The 15,279-nt window shown below is 74.3% G+C and carries 12 protein-coding genes and 1 pseudogene; 6 read left to right on the top strand and 7 right to left on the bottom strand.

The annotated features are described in order from the left end of the window. The first annotated feature begins 94 nt into the window (after positions 1–94). The 3 genes from CHR28_RS14555 to CHR28_RS14545 all read left to right on the top strand — a co-directional run bounded on the left by CHR28_RS14555 (position 95) and on the right by CHR28_RS14545 (position 3,767). Positions 95–1,828, top strand: coding sequence for a sensor histidine kinase (locus CHR28_RS14555; RefSeq protein ID WP_094054040.1), 1,734 nt, complete (start codon positions 95–97; stop codon positions 1,826–1,828). 249 nt (positions 1,829–2,077) lie between these two features. After that, positions 2,078–2,989, top strand: coding sequence for a universal stress protein (locus tag CHR28_RS14550; protein ID WP_094054039.1), 912 nt, complete (start codon positions 2,078–2,080; stop codon positions 2,987–2,989). Positions 2,990–3,083: 94 nt separating this feature from the next. After that, the gene (locus CHR28_RS14545) at positions 3,084–3,767 is read left to right on the top strand and encodes an adenosylcobinamide amidohydrolase (RefSeq protein ID WP_179272438.1); all 684 of its coding nucleotides are present in this window, start codon (positions 3,084–3,086) and stop codon (positions 3,765–3,767) included. A 57-nt stretch (positions 3,768–3,824) separates the two neighbouring features. On the opposite strand, the gene CHR28_RS14540 is transcribed toward CHR28_RS14545, so the two are convergent. Further along, on the bottom strand, positions 3,825–5,762 hold the full coding sequence (locus tag CHR28_RS14540) for a BTAD domain-containing putative transcriptional regulator (protein ID WP_094054038.1): 1,938 nt from the start codon (positions 5,760–5,762) through the stop codon (positions 3,825–3,827). 110 nt (positions 5,763–5,872) lie between these two features. Between CHR28_RS14540 and CHR28_RS14535 the strand changes: the two genes are divergently transcribed. Next, entirely contained in the window at positions 5,873–6,751 is an 879-nt protein-coding gene (locus CHR28_RS14535) for an alpha/beta fold hydrolase (RefSeq protein ID WP_094054037.1), read from the top strand. Here CHR28_RS14535 and CHR28_RS38330 read toward each other — a convergent pair. The 3 genes and pseudogenes from CHR28_RS38330 to CHR28_RS14525 all read right to left on the bottom strand — a co-directional run bounded on the left by CHR28_RS38330 (position 6,717) and on the right by CHR28_RS14525 (position 9,441). Beyond that, on the bottom strand, positions 6,717–7,073 hold the full coding sequence (locus CHR28_RS38330; RefSeq protein ID WP_256984248.1) for a response regulator transcription factor: 357 nt from the start codon (positions 7,071–7,073) through the stop codon (positions 6,717–6,719). The two genes, CHR28_RS14535 and CHR28_RS38330, sit on opposite strands and share 35 nt — an antisense overlap. 67 nt (positions 7,074–7,140) lie before the next feature. Continuing rightward, positions 7,141–7,374: pseudogene (locus CHR28_RS38325) on the bottom strand (response regulator); the annotation flags it as partial. Between the two features lie 141 nt (positions 7,375–7,515). After that, positions 7,516–9,441: a sensor histidine kinase gene (locus tag CHR28_RS14525; RefSeq protein WP_094054036.1), complete on the bottom strand. Its 1,926-nt coding sequence runs from the start codon at positions 9,439–9,441 to the stop codon at positions 7,516–7,518. 219 nt (positions 9,442–9,660) lie between these two features. Here CHR28_RS14525 and CHR28_RS14520 point away from each other — a divergent pair, with 219 nt between their 5' ends. Next, positions 9,661–10,362 (top strand): hypothetical protein, encoded by a 702-nt coding sequence (locus CHR28_RS14520; protein ID WP_094054035.1) that lies wholly within the window; start codon positions 9,661–9,663, stop codon positions 10,360–10,362. A 9-nt stretch (positions 10,363–10,371) separates the two neighbouring features. On the opposite strand, the gene CHR28_RS14515 is transcribed toward CHR28_RS14520, so the two are convergent. Together CHR28_RS14515 and CHR28_RS14510 are read right to left on the bottom strand one after the other, a co-directional pair. Then, positions 10,372–11,922 carry an oleate hydratase gene (locus CHR28_RS14515; RefSeq protein WP_094054034.1) on the bottom strand — a complete coding sequence of 517 codons (1,551 nt, stop codon included), beginning with the start codon at positions 11,920–11,922 and terminating at the stop codon, positions 10,372–10,374. A 47-nt stretch (positions 11,923–11,969) separates the two neighbouring features. Then, entirely contained in the window at positions 11,970–13,184 is a 1,215-nt protein-coding gene (locus CHR28_RS14510) for a globin domain-containing protein (RefSeq protein ID WP_094054033.1), read from the bottom strand. 268 nt (positions 13,185–13,452) lie between these two features. Between CHR28_RS14510 and CHR28_RS14505 the strand changes: the two genes are divergently transcribed. Continuing rightward, the gene (locus tag CHR28_RS14505; protein WP_094054032.1) at positions 13,453–14,358 is read left to right on the top strand and encodes a universal stress protein; all 906 of its coding nucleotides are present in this window, start codon (positions 13,453–13,455) and stop codon (positions 14,356–14,358) included. Positions 14,359–14,378: 20 nt separating this feature from the next. Here the strand turns inward: CHR28_RS14505 and ppk2 are convergent, their stop codons facing one another. Further along, entirely contained in the window at positions 14,379–15,182 is an 804-nt protein-coding gene (ppk2, locus tag CHR28_RS14500) for a polyphosphate kinase 2 (protein ID WP_094054031.1), read from the bottom strand. Between the last annotated feature and the right edge of the window lie 97 nt (positions 15,183–15,279).

Here is a 15,279-nt window from a genome sequence, read left to right as displayed (position 1 = left end):
TTGATCCCATGCCCTCGCCTCGCCCGCCCCGATACGGTGGGAGAAGCGGGACGCTCGGCCCGTGGGACGGCGAGACGGAGCAGGAGGACAGGGCGTGGAAAGCTCCGCGGAGGCGCGGGAAGCCCGGGAGGCTCGGGTGCGGCTTCCGCAACTGCGCCTGGACGAGTTGCTGGAGGAGTTGCAGGCGCGCCTCGACGCGGCCCGGGGCACGCGCGACCGGGTGCACAGCCTGCTGGAGGCGGTGCTGTCCGTCGGCCGTGAGCTGGACCTCGAACAGGCGCTGTACAGCATCGTGCAGGCCGCGGCAGTCCTCGTCGACGCCCAGTACGCCGCGCTCGGAGTGATCGGGCCCGACGGTAAACGGCTGTCGGACTTCCTCACCGTCGGCCTCACCGAGGAGCAGATCACCCGGATCGGCAACTACCCGGAGGGCCACGGCATCCTGGGCGAGCTGATCCGGCACCCGGAGCCCCTGCGGCTGGTGAAGATCTCCGAGCACAGCGCCTCGTACGGTTTCCCGCCCAACCACCCGCCGATGAACACCTTCCTCGGTGTCCCGATCCGGGTGCGCGACCAGATCTTCGGCAATCTCTACCTGACCGAGAAGCGGGGCGGCGCGCACTTCGACGAGGACGACGAGTCGGTGCTCTCCACCCTCGCCGTCGCCGCCGGTGTCGCGATCGACAACGCCCGCCTGTACGAGGAGTCCCGGCGGCGCGAGCGCTGGCTGCAGGCGAGCGCGGAGATCACCCACGCCATCATGTCCGGCAGCGAACGCGACGGCGTCCTCCGGCTGATCGCGGAACGGGCCATGGAGATCACCGGGGCCGCCCTCGCGGTGGTGGCGGTGCCCATGGAAGGCACGTCCTCGCTCACCGTCGAACTGGCCCTCGGGGAGGACGCCGATCCCCACCGCGGCCTCGTGCTGCCGGTCGAGAAGAGTCTGATCGGCCAGGCGTTCTCCGAAGCCGCCACCGTCACCAGCCCCGACGTCTCCCAGGACGAGCGGATCTCCGCGGACCCGCCGCGCTTCACCGGCCTCGGGCCCGCCGTGGCAGCGCCGATCGGCAGCGGCGACGGTGTGCGCGGCGTCGTGCTGCTGGTGCGCCAGGCCGGCCAGACCGTGTTCTTCGAGCGGGAGACGGAACCGCTCAAGGCCTTCGCCGCCCAGGCCGCGGTCGCCATGGAGCTCGCCGAGCGCCGCCAGGCGGCCGAGCAGATGGCGCTTCTGGAGGACCGCGACCGTATCGCCCGTGACCTGCACGATCTGGCGATCCAGCGGCTCTTCGCGACCGGCATGACGCTGCAGAGCGCGGGCCGTTTCATCGAGCATCCCGAAGCCTCGGAGCGGGTGGCGCGGGCGGTGGACGACCTGGACGAAACCATCAAGATCATCAGGTCGACGATCTTCGGTCTGCGATCGCGCGAGAGCGCCGCGGGCACCGGCCTGCGGGCCCGTGCCGTGCGCGCTGTCGGAGAGGCGGCCCCCGTCCTGGGCTTCGCGCCCGGTCTGCGGATGGAGGGACTGCTCGACACGCAGGTGCCGAAGGAGACCGCTGACCATCTCATGGCGGTCCTCTCCGAAGCCCTGACCAACGTCGCCCGGCACGCGCGGGCCGGCCGCGCCGAGGTCGTGCTCGCGACCGACGGCCGCCAGGTGCGGCTGGAGGTCTCCGACAACGGCGTGGGCATCCCGGCCGAGGGCCGCCGCAGCGGTCTGGCCAACATGGCGGAACGGGCCCGGCAGTTGGGCGGCGAGCTGGAGTGGACCTGCCCGGAGACCGGAGGCACGACGCTGGTGTGGCGGGTCCCGGTGAGCGAGCGCTGACGGCGGTGGGGCGGCTCCTGGCGCAGTGAGCGCCGACGCTGAAGTGGCGGGACTCGCGGCAGTGAGCGCTGATGCTGGTGTGCCGGTGTGCCGGTGTGCCGGGTCCCGGGTGCGTGAGCGGCGGGGCCCTTCGGTGGCCGACGGCGTGCGTAGGCCGGGACCGTCGTCCTGAGGGCAGGGACCAGTGGCACCTCCTGCCGCGGGGCGGGGTGACGAAGACTCGACGCGTCCCCCCGAAGGAGGTTCCCCATGTCCCGCACCGTCACCGCCGGAGTGGACGGCTCGTCGGAGAGTCTGGCCGCTGCCGACTGGGCCGCCCGTGAAGCACTGCTGCGTGATCTGCCCCTGCGTCTCGTGCACGCCTGGGAGTGGCCGCCCCTGGCCTACGCGTCCATGGCGGGGCTCGCCGTGGGCGTGCCGGAGACGGAACAGCAGCGTGCGGGGGGACGACGCGTGCTGGAGGAGACGCGGGAGCGCGTCGCCCAGCGGCATCCCGGTCTGCGGATCGACACCGGCGAGATCCCCGGGCAGCCCGTCCCGGCCCTGCTGAAAGCGGCCGGGGAAGCCGACCTGCTGGTGCTCGGCTCCCCTGGACTGAGCAGGGTCGCCGGGTACCTGGTCGGCTCGGTCGCCCTGTCCGTCCTGGCCTGGAGCGCACGTCCCGTGGTCCTCGTACGGGCCGGCGACGACGAACGGGACGAGCTCGCGGCCGGTGAGCCGGCTGCCGACGCGGCCCCTCCCGGCGACGTCGTGCTCGGCCTCGACCTGCACAAGCCCAGCGGCCCCGTCATCGAGTTCGCCTTCGACGCCGCGTCCCGTCGGGCGGCGGACCTGCGTGTCGTCCACGGCTGGACGCTGCCGCCCTACCACTACGGCGGCGCCCTCATGCCCGAGGTGAGCGCGGAGGAGGCGTCCCGGGTCCGGCACGAGCTGTGCGACGTACTGCGGCCGTGGCGGGAGAAGTTCCCCGCGGTCCAGGTGCGGGCGCAGACCACGGTCGGGGGTGCGGGCGCTCACCTGGTCGAGGCCTCGCGGGAGGCGGCGCTGGTGGTCGTGGGCCGGCAGGCCCGTCGCGGGCCGGTCGGCACCCACATCGGTCCGGTGACCCAGGCGGTACTGCATCACGCCGCGGCGCCCGTGGCGGTCGTCTCGCACGACTGACCGGGGTTGGGTGCACCTCGACGGGCCCGGGGACGGGGCTGTGACCGTGGGACATAGGATCATCCGGCCCCGCCCCGCAAGGAGTACCCGCCCGGTGACCACCGTCCTGCCCCCGTCCCACCCCGCCGCCCCCGGGCTGCTGCGCGTACAGCATCTCTCCCGGGTCGAGGACGGCGAGCGGCTGCACGGTCTGCTGTGGCGGGCGGGGGACGACTGGCGGATGATCGGCAGCGCGGTGCTCGGCGGTGGGATCGGGTCACGCGCCTGGGTCCTCAACGCGCAGGTGGCGCACGGCTACCGGCGCACCGATCCGGAGCGGCACCTCGCCGGCCTGGCCCGGGACGCCGGCGCCCGGGGGACGGGCGTGGGGCTGATGACGGCCGCCGATGTCCGGGCGTACGGCCTCTGGTGCGACGGTGGCGTGGAGGCGGTCGTCACCGCGGGGCTCGGGGTGCGGGGCTGGGCCGCCTCTCCCGCCGAGGGCACGCCCGCATCCGCGGAGCCCGGCACCGTCAACATCATCGTCGCGCTGCCCGTGGCGCTGACCGACGCGGCCCTGGTCAACGCGGTCGCCACCGCCACGGAAGCCAAGGTCCAGGCGCTGCTGGAGGCAGGCTACGACTGCTCCGGCACCCCCACCGACGCCGTGTGCGTCGCCGCGCGCACGGGCCCCGGCCGGGAGGTCCACGCCTTCACGGGCCCGCGCTCCGTGTGGGGTTCCCGCCTGGCCCGGGCCGTCCACGGAGCCGTGCTGAGCGCCGCGTCCCAGGCGCGGTGACGGTGTCCCTCCGGCCGGGACCGATGCCGGGCAGGCGGATGAGCCGGACAGCGACGCTCACCCCGCCTCGGCGCATGCCTCCGCTTCGGCCAGGTACCGCGCCACCGGGCCCAGGGTGAGCATGCCGCTGGCGGCGCCCGCGTGTTCGGCGCGGGCGTCGCGCAGGGCGGCAGCGGCGCGTGCGGCGACGCCGCGCTCGCCGAGATGGACGGCGGCCCGGGCGATCAGGCACCACAGTGCCTCCTGCATGTGGTCGCGCGGGGGCTCGGGCACGGTGTCGAGGGCGGCCCGGGCCTGCTCGTCCCGGCCCTGGGCGAGCAGCACCAGCGGGCGCGCCCAGGGCCGGTACGGGCCCCAGTCGAGGCGCGGATCGGTGGGCGCGGGCCGGTCGTGCAGCAGCCGCAGCCCCAGGAGGGCGAGCGGGAACAGCCCGCGGTGCAGCCCCGGCATGCCGGCTGACCTGAGGGCGTCCTCGGCGGCGCGATAATGGGCAGCCGCCGTGGCGGCGCTGGGCCCGCCCGGTTCGGTGCTGCCCGTGGCCGCGACCCGGGCCCGGAACCATCGGGTGAGGACCGAGACGAGCGGCGCCTCCGTGCGGGCGGCGAGCCGTTCCGCTGCCTCGGCGTGCACGGACGCGGCGTCGAGATCGCCCAGCGCCGAGGCGGACTGCAGACGCACGAGCCGGCCCAGGACGGCGAAGTTCGGCAGTTCGTGCCGGGTGGCCAGGTCGAGGATCTCGGCGCCGATTCCGTCCCGTTGCGCCGCGCCGCCGGGGCGGGCGAAGGACTGCAGGAACACCCCGTTGAGGGCGAACGCCAGCAGCGCGGGATCGGCCAGGTCCCGGGCCAGGGCCTCCGCCTGACGGGCCGCCTGCCGGGCGTGCTCGAGCTCGGTGTCCGACAGGTCGGCGCTGCGGCTCTCGACGGCGACCGTGGCCAGGAGCCGGGCGGCCAGGTCGGCGGGGCAGCCGGGGCCGAGCGCGGTGAGCGTGCGCTGGGCGGCCGCGACGACCGCGCGGGACTGCTCGGGGTCGTCGGCCCGGCTCCAGACGGCCGGCACGTCGTAGGCGCCGATGACCCGGGCGGTCAGGAAGAGGTCGCCCGTGCGCTCCGCCGCCTCGATGGCGGCGAGCCGGTCGCGCCGCGAGTGGACGAGCGCGTCGCCACCGGCCAGCGCGAGGGTGCGCGCCAGATCCACGGTGGTGCGCGGGCCGAGCCGGACCCCGGAGCCGCTCCACGACGCCGTGGGAACGGAGCCCGGTACGGCGTCGTTGAGGAGGTCGGTCTCCAGGCGCCGGAGGTCGGCACCGGGGTCGAGTCCGAGCTGGTCGACGAGCATCGCGCGGGCGCGGCGGAGGGTGGCCAGCGCGTCGGCCTGACGGCCCGCCCGGTGCAGGGCACGGGCGAGCAGCCCCCAGGCCGGCTCCCGCCAGGGGTGCTCGGCGACGTGGGCCCCCAGTTCGGAGACGAGCCCGGCCCCCTCCCCGGAGTCGAGGAGGATGCGGGCGCGCAGTTCCACCCCCTCCAGCCTCAGCTCCTCCAGGCGGGCCCGCTCGCGCTCGGCCCACGCGGAGCCGGTCACATCGGCGTAGGCGGGTCCCCGCCAGGCCCCGAGGACCGTGCCGAGATCCGTGACGGCGCCGGGGTCGCGCCGCGCGCGGGCCAGGGTGTCCTGGAAGCGGTGCACGTCCACGTCCTCACGCGGCAGCCGCAGTGCGTACCCCGGGCCCTCGGTGACCAGGACGCCCGGCGGGACCCGGGGCGGCCGGCCGGGTTCGAGGGCACGGCGCAGCGCGGCGACGAACGTACGCACCGCGCCCACGGCGCGCGGCGGCGGATCGGTCCACAGGTCGTCGACGAGGGTGCCGGTCGGGACCATCCGGCCCTCGGCGGCGACCAGCCGGGCGAGCACCTCGCGGTGCCGGGGCCCGCCCAGGCCGACCGGGCTGCCGTCGTCGTGGACCGCCCGCACGGCACCGAGCACGTCGATTCGCATGCCCCCATCCTCCGTGCCCGGGACGGGCCCCGCCCAGCCGTACTGATCGGCTGCTGATCGGCGTCGCCCAGGCTGATCCGGTCACTCCCTTCCCAGAAGGACGGCTCCCCATGACGCCCACTCTTCCCGGCTTCGACCACGTCCGCCTGCCCGGCGCGGACGGGGTGGAACTGGCCGCCGCCGTCGGCGGCAGCGGCAGCCCGGTCGTGCTGCTGCACGGCTTCCCGCAGACCCACCTGATGTGGCGGCACGTCGCCGAACGCCTCGCCGGCGAGCACACCGTCATCTGTCCCGACCTGCGCGGCTACGGCGCCAGCGACAAACCGGCGGCCACCGGTCCCGAGGTCTACGCCAAGCGCACCATGGCCGCCGACGTCGTGCAGCTGGCTGCCGCCCTGGGCCACGAGCACATCGCCCTCGTCGGGCACGACCGGGGCGCCCTGGTCGCCTTCCGGGCCGGGCTGGACCACCCGGAGACCATCACGCACCTGGGCATCCTCGACATCGTGCCGACCCTCGACATGTGGAACGTGCTGCACGGCGTCCCGGCGACGGTCGGCTACCACCTCTTCCTCATGGCGCAGCCGCCCGGCCTGCCGGAGACGATGATCGCCAACAGCGCGGACGCGTTCTTCGGCTCGTTCCTCGACGCCTGGGCCGGCGACCCGGCCGCCCTGCCGCCGGAGATCCGGTCCGCGTACCTGCGGGCGAGCGCCGCCGCCGTGCCGTCGATCGTCGCCGACTACCGGGCCTCGGCGGGCATCGACGTCACGCACGACCAGGCGGACCTGGACGCCGGGTCGCAACTGGCCATGCCCGTGACGGTCGTCCAGCAGGACTGGGGCGCGCGCCTGGGATACGACGCCGCCGGCGTGTGGCGGGCCTGGGCACCGGACCTGGACCACCGGCTGACCCGGGCCGGACACTTCATGGCCGAGGAGGCCCCGCACGAGATCACGGCGACGATCCGGGACCTGCTGGCCCGCTGAGCCGCGTCGACTTCTCCCCGGAGGGGCGCGGATGCCCCAGACCCGCGTCCCGGGCGAGTGCCGCCGCCTCGGTACGGGAGCGGGCGTGGAGTTTCGCCAGGACGTCGCTGACGCGGTTGCGGACGGTCTTCTCGGAGAGGTTCAGGCGACGGGCGATGGACGCGTTGTCCAGGCCGCGGGAGATCAGGTCGAGCGTCTCGCGTTCGCGGTCGGTCAGGTGCGGAAAGGGCAGGGCGGATCGCGCGGGGGGGCGGCGCGGCGAAGTGGGACAGGACGCGCTGGGCGATCCGGGGTCCGAAGACCGCCTCGCCGCGGGCGACACCGAGCAGGGCCCGGTGGACGTCGGTGCCGTCCGCCTCCTTGAGCAGGTAACCCCGTGCGCCGACGCGCAGGGCGGCGAAGACCGAGTCGTCGTCCTCGTCCATCGTCAGGATGAGGACGGCGACGTCCGGATGGGCCGTGGTGATCCGGGCGGTCGCCTCCAGGCCGTTGACGTTCGGCATCCGCAGGTCCATGAGGACGACCGCGGGCCGCAGCCGCGCCGCGGCGCTGACGGCTTCCGCGCCGTCGCACGCCTCGCCCACGACCGAGACATCGGGGAGATCGGCCAGGACGGTGGCCATGCCCGCCCGGAAGACGGGGTGGTCGTCGACGACGAGGACGGTGACGGGGAGGCTCACCCTTGCTCACCCGCCGGCAGTCCGGCCGGGACGAGGGCGCTCACCGTTGCTCACCCACCGGCAGTCCGGCCGGGACGAGGACGCTCACCGTTGCTCACCCGCCGGCAGGCCGGCCCGCACGACGGTGCCGCCGCCGGGTCCGGTCGTCACCTCCAGGCGGCCTCCGACCTCGGCCGCGCGTTCCTTCATGCTGCGCAGTCCCACCCCCGCCCGGTGCCGGGGCGGAATACCGCATCCGTTGTCGCGGATCGTCAGGATCAAGACGGTGTCCTCCATACGGGCGGTGAGTTCCAGGCGGCTGGCGGCACTGTGGCGAACGGCGTTGGCGACCGCCTCGCCGGCGATGGCGTACGCGGCGACCTCGACGGCGGCCGGCAGGCTGTGGCAGGCGCCGTCGACGCTGCAGTGGCAGGCCGGCGTGTCGTAACCGGCGAGCAGTTCCCGCAGGGCCCCGGGAAGTCCGAGCTGGTCGAGGACGGCGGGCCGGAGTCCCTGGACCACCGTGCGCAGATCGGTGACGGTGGTGCGGAGCCTGTCCCGGAGCGTCCTGACGCAGCGGGCGAGTTCGGGATCGTCGACGCGCCGGGCGAGGGTGTCGAGCTGGTGGGCCGTACCGGCCAGTGAGGGGCCGATGCCGTCATGGAGGTCGGCGCGCAGCCGTCGGCGCTCCTCCTCGCGCACGGACAGGATGCGGGCCCGGCTGCGGGCGATGTCCTCGACCAGAGCGGCGGCGTAGGCGAGGGTTCCGGCGCGGTCCGCGACCTCTTCGACGGCGGCCTGCTCCTTCGCCGTCCATGGGTCGTTGACACCGCGCCGCCCCACGTGCAGCACACCGAGCTCGCGACCCAGGGCCCGGCAGGGGAAGGCCCGCCGGGCCGCGCCTGCCGCGGGGCTCCCGGAGACCGCCGCCACGGCGGTGCCCTCGAAGGCGACGTAGGGCAGACGCAGGGCGTGCCGCAGCGCGTCGACGAGGTGCTGCAGCGCCTCGGCCGGTTCTCCGGCCGGGGCGACCCGGCGTCCGACCTGCGCGACCACGGCGTACGGGTCGTGGCGATGCCCGAACAGTGTGCGGTCCACGGCTGCCTGGACCGCCCCGCGGCCGTTGGCGGCGAGCAGCGCGGTGCAGGCGATCAGGCACGTCCCCGCCAGTGACCCGGGCGCGATCAGGTCCGCGCCGGCGACGACCGCCGCGTACACGCCCAGGACGACAGCGCTGAGGACGGTGAGGACGATGGCGCGGCCGAGGACCAGCTCCACGTCGAACAGCCTGTGCCGCAGCATGGCGACCGCGACGCTCGCCGGCGGGCCGAGCAGCCCCACCAGCATGACGAGATCGCCGATCGGGGCCGGCTGCTCGGCGTCGTCCAACAGGAAGGAGAGGAAGGAGACCGCCATCAGCAGCCCGCCCAGCATCAGCCACTGCAGCTGCGCCCGCTCGACACCGGTGGCGGCGCGCGTCCGCAGGACGAGGAACACGGCAGCCGCGCAGGAGCCGCCGAGCATGGTCGTCACGGCACACATGAACATCACCGTGTGCAGCCACTCCCAGCCGGCGATCCCGAGAGGATTCGGGACCTGCTGGACGGGATCGGTGCCGCTGGGCCGCAGCATGGCGGCCAGCGTGCCGATCGACGCGATCGCGACGACGGCCGAGGCGCACACCCGGCGGGGCGTCGTCCCGGCACGGCCGTGCGGGAAGAGCAGCGGCACCAAGGGCGTCGCGAACCAGTAGCCGACGAAGCCCCAGCAGCCGATCCAGGCGCCCACCTCCCACCCGGGGAGGGGGCGTTCGGCGACGAGACGGCTGTAGCCGGCGTAGTAGGCCAGCAGGTGGTACGGCCCGATCATCGCGGGCAGCAGCATCAGCCAGCACACGGGATTGCGCGGGCGGCCCCGGGCGATGACGGCTCCCACCAGCGGCCAGACCGTGCCGAGGACGAGGTCGGACCAGTACAGGGGCGTCACGGCGACGCGCTCGGCCATCCAGTGGTGCACCGGCACCGTCGCCACGCAGCCCGCCGTGCCCAGGCCCGCGAGGGCGTACGCGGTGTGACGTAATGCCCGATCCCCCCGACTCACCCCCACATCGTCCCGTATCGCGGGCTCTTTCCGGATGTGATCCCGGGAAATCCGTCCCGGCGACACAGGACCCGGGTCCCTGGGCCGCGGGACACGTCCGGCACGACATTCGGATCCGAAACGACCGGCACACACAGGGAGTTGACGCGTATGGCCACCATGGATCCGGCAGCCCGTCACGAGGGCGTCGTGGAAGCGGAGCGCGAAGGAAAGGCGAGGGCGACCTGGCCCTGGTACGGCGTCGCGGCGGGCCTGTTCGGGACAGTGGCCACGGTCCTGGCGGACGTCCGCGCCGGCACGGAAGAGCAGAGGAACGTCGACGGGTCGATCCTCGCCGACGTCAGCCGACCCGTGGCCCATCTGGGTCTGGTCGCGGGCTTCCTGACGGTCGTGCTGCTTCTCGTGCTCGCCGCGGCGTGGCGGCGGCAGGTCGAGCCGCGCGTCCCCGGCAGCACCGCCGCCTACGTGGTCAGCGGCGCCCTGACGGCGTCGGCCGCCGGCCTCACCTACGGCTACGGCTGGAAAGGCGCCCTGGCGATCTACCTGCCGGGGGGAATGGACGAGCAGTCCTTCCGTGAGGACGGTCTGTTCGTCTACTTCATGCTCAACGACTTCGGCGGGTACATCGGCTGGCTCGGCGTCGTGGTGGCGGCCGGGGCCGTGGCCTGGATGGCGCTGCGCGAACGCACGATCTCGCGGTGGATCGGCTGGTTCAGCCTCCTGCCCGTACTGGCGGTCGTACTGTTCGCGGGCCTGACCGGCCTCCCCGGCTTCCAGGGCGTCGTCGGACCGGTATGGCTGCTGGTCACGTCCCTCGGCCTGACGTGGGGACGCAGCACGATCGTCCGCTGACCGGTGTGCTCACCGGTGGTGCAGGGTCTCCAGCGCCGCCGCCAGGACGTGGGGGGCGTGGTGGGCCCTGCGGACCGCCGGTGGCCGTTCGGCGAGTCCGAGGAGTTCGGTCACCGCGGTCCGGGCCGTGCGTACCGCATACTCGACGGTGGACGTCACCTCGTCGGGCACCTCGGCGAACCGGCCGATGAAGGCGAGGTTCACCGACCCCTCGGGTACGACCTCGGGCCGGTCGTCGCGGCGGCGGGCCAGGAACGGGCTGGTGGCGTACGGCATCAGGCGGGGCACGACGGTGGATGTCTCCCGTGTGCGGGCCGCCGTCGACGCGTCGAGGGGCAGGTGGTGCAGGACCTCGTCGAGGATCTCCCGGCCGGAGCACATCGTCATCGGCTTCGGCGTGTGGTCGCCCGCGCGGCCGGGACGCAGGGCGTAGCCCCACCAGAGCGTGCCGCCTTCACGCCGGGGACCGGTGACGAGAGTGAGGAGCCAGGGGGAGCCGGTGAGGGTCAGCGTGGCGCCCTCGCCGTTCCCGTGGCCGCCGCACCGTTCCAGGGCCTTGAGGAACGCGGGGTCCTCGGTGGTGACCGTGAACGACTCGGCGCGGGACTCCTTGACGTGCATGTCGAAGACGGCCGGGTCGCCGAAGTCGTCCCGGCCGCGTGCCAGGCGGTGCCAGAGCAGCCACGCGTCGGAGCGGTGCGGACGAGACGGTGGCGGGGCGGTGTGCGAACCGATGCCGCAGGCGTCGGCCGTGGACCCGTTGGTGACCAGGACCAGGTCGTCGCCGGCCACCTCGATCCGCTCGTCCCGGCCGTGCCGTGACAGGTCGATCCGCTCGACCCGGGTCCCGCGGCCCGGAGCCAGACCGAGGTCGGTGACGTGACACCCGGTGTGGAAGGTCACGCCGCGTGCACGCAGCCAGGCGGCCAGGGGGAGCACGAGGGACTCGTGCAGCCGGGGACCGGCGTGCGGGGCGGCGGGCCGGGACGACAGCCCGGGGAGGAGGTGGAGGAAGCGCCTGAGAGAGCGGTGGAACTCGACGGCGCTGTGCCAGGGCTGGAACGCGAACGCCGTGCACCACAGGAACCAGAAGCGCGTGGTGAAGAAGTGCTCCCCGAAACAGTCGCTGACGCGCTTGCCGTCCAGATGCCGCTCCGGGGTGGCCAGACAGCGGACCAGCTCCAGCCGGTCCCGCTCGGAGAACCCCATCGAACGGGTACCGATGACCGTACCGTCGGCGTCGACCAGGCGCGCCACCCCGCCCGTGGCGGGTTCCGGCCGCCCGGCGAGCCACTCCCGCGCCACCGGCACCGCCGGATCGTCGAGCGTGGGGATGCCCGCGAACAGGTCGTGCGCGCACGGGCTTTCGTCCTCGGACAGCCACCCGCCGCACAGGGCCCAGCCGGCGTCCGCCGAGCCGTCCGCCCCGGTCTCGCCGCCGCTCGGCCGCCGCTCCTCGAAGAGGTGGATGTCCCCTCCGTCGAAACCGCCGTCACGGATCAGGAACGCGGCCGCGGCGAGCGCCGCGACACCACCGCCCACGAGATACGCCTTCGCCATCGCGCAACTCCTCGTCGTCGCCCGGGGATCGGGGGCGTCCGGCGGGTTCAGGCCGCCGCGCCGGGCAGCCACAGGTCGGGGCCGAAGACCTCGTAGCGGATGCGCCGGGCCGGAACCCCGGCGCGCAGCAACCGGGTCCGCACCTCCCGCATGAAGGGCAGCGGACCGCAGAGGAACACCGTCGCGTCCTCGGGCGGTTCGATGCCGTCGAGCCGCATCAGGCCCTCGCGGGCGTCGGGTTCCTCCGGACCCGGGCGCTCGTACCAGAAGACCGAGTGGCCGCCCGGCAGTTGCGCGACCAGCTCGCGGGTCTCCGCGCGCAGGGCGTGTTCGGCGGGGGAGCGGTCGGCGTGCAGGACCAGCACCGGGCGGGTCGAGCCGAGGGCGGCGAGATGGGCCAGGATGCCGGTCATGGGGGTGCCGCCGATGCCCGCCGAGACCAGTAAGACCGGAGCGGTCGCGTCGGCCGGGTCGTCGAGGAAGACGTCCCCGAAGGGCGCGGACAGGGTCAGCTCGTCGCCCTCGTGGACCTGGTCGTGCAGGAGCGCGGAGACCTCGCCGTCCGGGGCGCCCGCCGAGCCGCCGACCCGCTTGACGGTGATGCGCCGGGACTGCCCGCCGGGGTCGCAGGACAGGCTGTACTGGCGTACCTGGTGGACCCCGTCGGCCATCCGGACCCGCACGCTCACGTACTGGCCGGCGCGTGCCCGCGGCGCCGGCCGCCCGTCGGCCGGGCGCAGCACGAAAGACACCACGTCCGGGGTCTCGGTGCGCCGCCCGACGACCGTCCACCGCCGCCAGATCCGGCCGGGTTCGACGCCCGCCTCCTGGTACAGGCGGGCCTCACGGCCGATCAGCGCGCCGGCCATCAGCCAGTACACCTCGTCCCAGGCGGCCGCCACCTCCGGGGTGACCGCGTCGCCCAGCACCTCGGCTATCGCGCCGAACAGGTACTTGTGCACGAGCGTGTACTGGTCGTCGGTGACCCCGACCGCGGCGTGCTTGTGCGCGATCCGGTCCAGCAGCGTGTCCGGGCGGGTCTCCGGATCGGCGAGCAGGGCGGTGGCGAATCCGGCGATCGAACCGGCCAGGGCCCGGCGCTGCGCCCCGCTGGCCTGGTTGCCGCGGTTGAACATCCCGTCGAGCAGCTCCGGACGGTCACGGAACATCGCACCGTAGAAGCGTGCGGTGATCTCGTCGAGCGCGCCGGCCACGGCGGGCAGGGTGGCCCGGACCACGGCGGCGGATTCTGCGGACAGCATGGAGCCTCCCGGCAGGGGTGGTGGGGAAGGGCGCCGCATCGCGTCGGGCGGCACCCTCTGTGTAGCAGCCGCACCACCCCGTTTCGCCGCCGTTCTGCCGCCGGGGGCGAAGAAGGGCCGAACGGCCCCCCGATCCGGGCACATCGGCCCTCCGGAGCCGTTCCGCCGCAGGGCCGCACGGTCCCGGAGCGGGGACGTGCGGCCTCTCGCCGTGCCGTTCGCGCGCCGTCACGCTGAAGGCGGAAACCCGATCCAGGAGGTGGACAGCATGTCCCGCACCGTCACCGTGGGCCTCGACGGCTCGCCCGAAAGCCGCGCCGCAGCCGAGTGGGCGGCCCGCGAGGCGGCCCTGCGCGGCCTGCCGCTGCGGCTGGTGCACGTCTGGGACCCCGTCCCGGAACCCATGGCGCAGGCCCCGCTGCTGGGCGCCGAGACGCAGCAGCACTGGAGCGAGCGCATCCCGCGCGAGGCGGCCGAGGGACTGCGTCTGCGCCACCCCGGCGTGGCGGTGGAGATGGAGCAGATCCACGGCCGGCCGGTGGAGACGCTGACCGAGGCGGCCGGCAGCGCCGAACTGCTGGTCCTCGGCTCGCGCGGGCTGAGCGGGCTCGGCGGATTCCTGGTCGGCTCCGTCGGCATGGCCGTGATCGCGCACACCGACACCCCCGTCGTCCTCGTCCGGGCCGGGGAGCAGGCCGCCGACGAGCACGAGGACGACCCGGCGGGCATCCCGTCCGCCGCCACCGCGTACCGGCCGGTGGTGCTCGGACTCGACACCGGCCGCCCCCACGAGGCGCTGATCGCGTTCGCCTTCGAGGAGGCCGCCCGCCGCGGCACCGCGCTCAGGGCCGTCCACGGCTGGAGCCTGCCGCCGTACTACGCCTACGGCCTGCCCGCGGACCTGGAGTTCCACGCCGAACTGGGCCGCGCGGAGGCCGCCGCCCTGGCCGAGGTGCTGCGCCCGTGGCGGGAGAAGTACCCGGACGTGGAGGTCGTCGAGGAGTCCCGCGCCGGCAGCCCCGCCCGGCAGGTCGTCGACGCCTCCCGCGCGGCGTCCCTGGTGGTCGTCGGCCGCCGCATCCGCCGCAGCCCCTTCGGCGCCCACATCGGTTCCGTCACGCACGCGGTACTGCACCACGCCGTGGCACCCGTCGCGGTCGTCCCACACGACTGAACGCCTCGGGGTGCGTCGGTTCAGAGGCTCGCCGCGTGGTCGGGGACGTAGGTCTGCAGATCGCGCGGCGGGCGCTCGTAGCCGGTCGACTCGGGCCGCTCCGGCAGCTCCAGCACCGGCGGCGGCACGTCGTGGTACGGCACCGAGCCCAGCAGGTGGGCGATCATGTTCAGTCTCGCCCGGCGCTTGTCGTCGCTCTCCACGACGTACCACGGCGCCTCGGAGATGTCGGTGTGCACCATCATCTCGTCCTTCGCCCGGGAGTACGCCTCCCAGTGCGTGAGCGACTCCAGGTCCATCGGGGACAGCTTCCAGCGCCTGAGGGGATCCTCCAGACGCCGCCGGAAACGCTCCTGCTGCTCGCCGTCGCTCACCGAGAACCAGTACTTGCGCAGCAGGATCCCGTCCTCCACCAGCATCCGCTCGAAGATCGGGCACTGGCGCAGGAAGAGCTGGTACTCCTCCTTCGTGCAGAAGCCCATCACGTGCTCGACACCGGCCCGGTTGTACCAGGACCGGTCGAACAGCACGATCTCCCCGCCGGCCGGCAGCTGCTCCACGTACCGCTGGAAGTACCACTGGGTCCGCTCGCGCTCGGTCGGCTTGGGCAGCGCCGCGATGCGCGCGACCCGCGGGTTGAGGTGCTCGGTGACCCGCTTGATGGTGCCGCCCTTGCCGGCCGCGTCCCGGCCCTCGAAGACCACGACCAGCCGGGCGCCCTCCGCGCGCACCCACTCCTGGAGCTTGACCAACTCCGTCTGCAGCCGCAGCAGCTCCTGCTCGTACACCGCGCGCGGCACCTTCGCCGCCTTCTTGCCAGCCATGCGCCCCTCCGAGCCCGGTCCACGCCGATGACCTCAACGTAACCGCTCGTGCCGCGCCCGGGGCAGCCCAGGCTCCGGCGTCCGGGCGCAGACCTTC

The organism is Streptomyces sp. XY006 (genome assembly GCF_002237655.1).
Classification (GTDB): domain Bacteria; phylum Actinomycetota; class Actinomycetes; order Streptomycetales; family Streptomycetaceae; genus Streptomyces; species Streptomyces levis.
This window is presented reverse-complemented; position numbering and strand designations above follow the sequence as displayed.

Coding starts and splice junctions, on each gene's coding strand:
- CHR28_RS14550 (WP_094054039.1), top strand. CDS start 2,078: ATGTCCCGCACCGTCACCGCCGGAGTGGACGGCTCGTCGGAGAGTCTG.
- CHR28_RS14540 (WP_094054038.1), bottom strand. CDS start 5,762: ATGCGAATCGACGTGCTCGGTGCCGTGCGGGCGGTCCACGACGACGGC.
- CHR28_RS14535 (WP_094054037.1), top strand. CDS start 5,873: ATGACGCCCACTCTTCCCGGCTTCGACCACGTCCGCCTGCCCGGCGCG.
- CHR28_RS14520 (WP_094054035.1), top strand. CDS start 9,661: ATGGCCACCATGGATCCGGCAGCCCGTCACGAGGGCGTCGTGGAAGCG.
- CHR28_RS14515 (WP_094054034.1), bottom strand. CDS start 11,922: ATGGCGAAGGCGTATCTCGTGGGCGGTGGTGTCGCGGCGCTCGCCGCG.
- CHR28_RS14510 (WP_094054033.1), bottom strand. CDS start 13,184: ATGCTGTCCGCAGAATCCGCCGCCGTGGTCCGGGCCACCCTGCCCGCC.
- CHR28_RS14505 (WP_094054032.1), top strand. CDS start 13,453: ATGTCCCGCACCGTCACCGTGGGCCTCGACGGCTCGCCCGAAAGCCGC.
- ppk2 (WP_094054031.1), bottom strand. CDS start 15,182: ATGGCTGGCAAGAAGGCGGCGAAGGTGCCGCGCGCGGTGTACGAGCAG.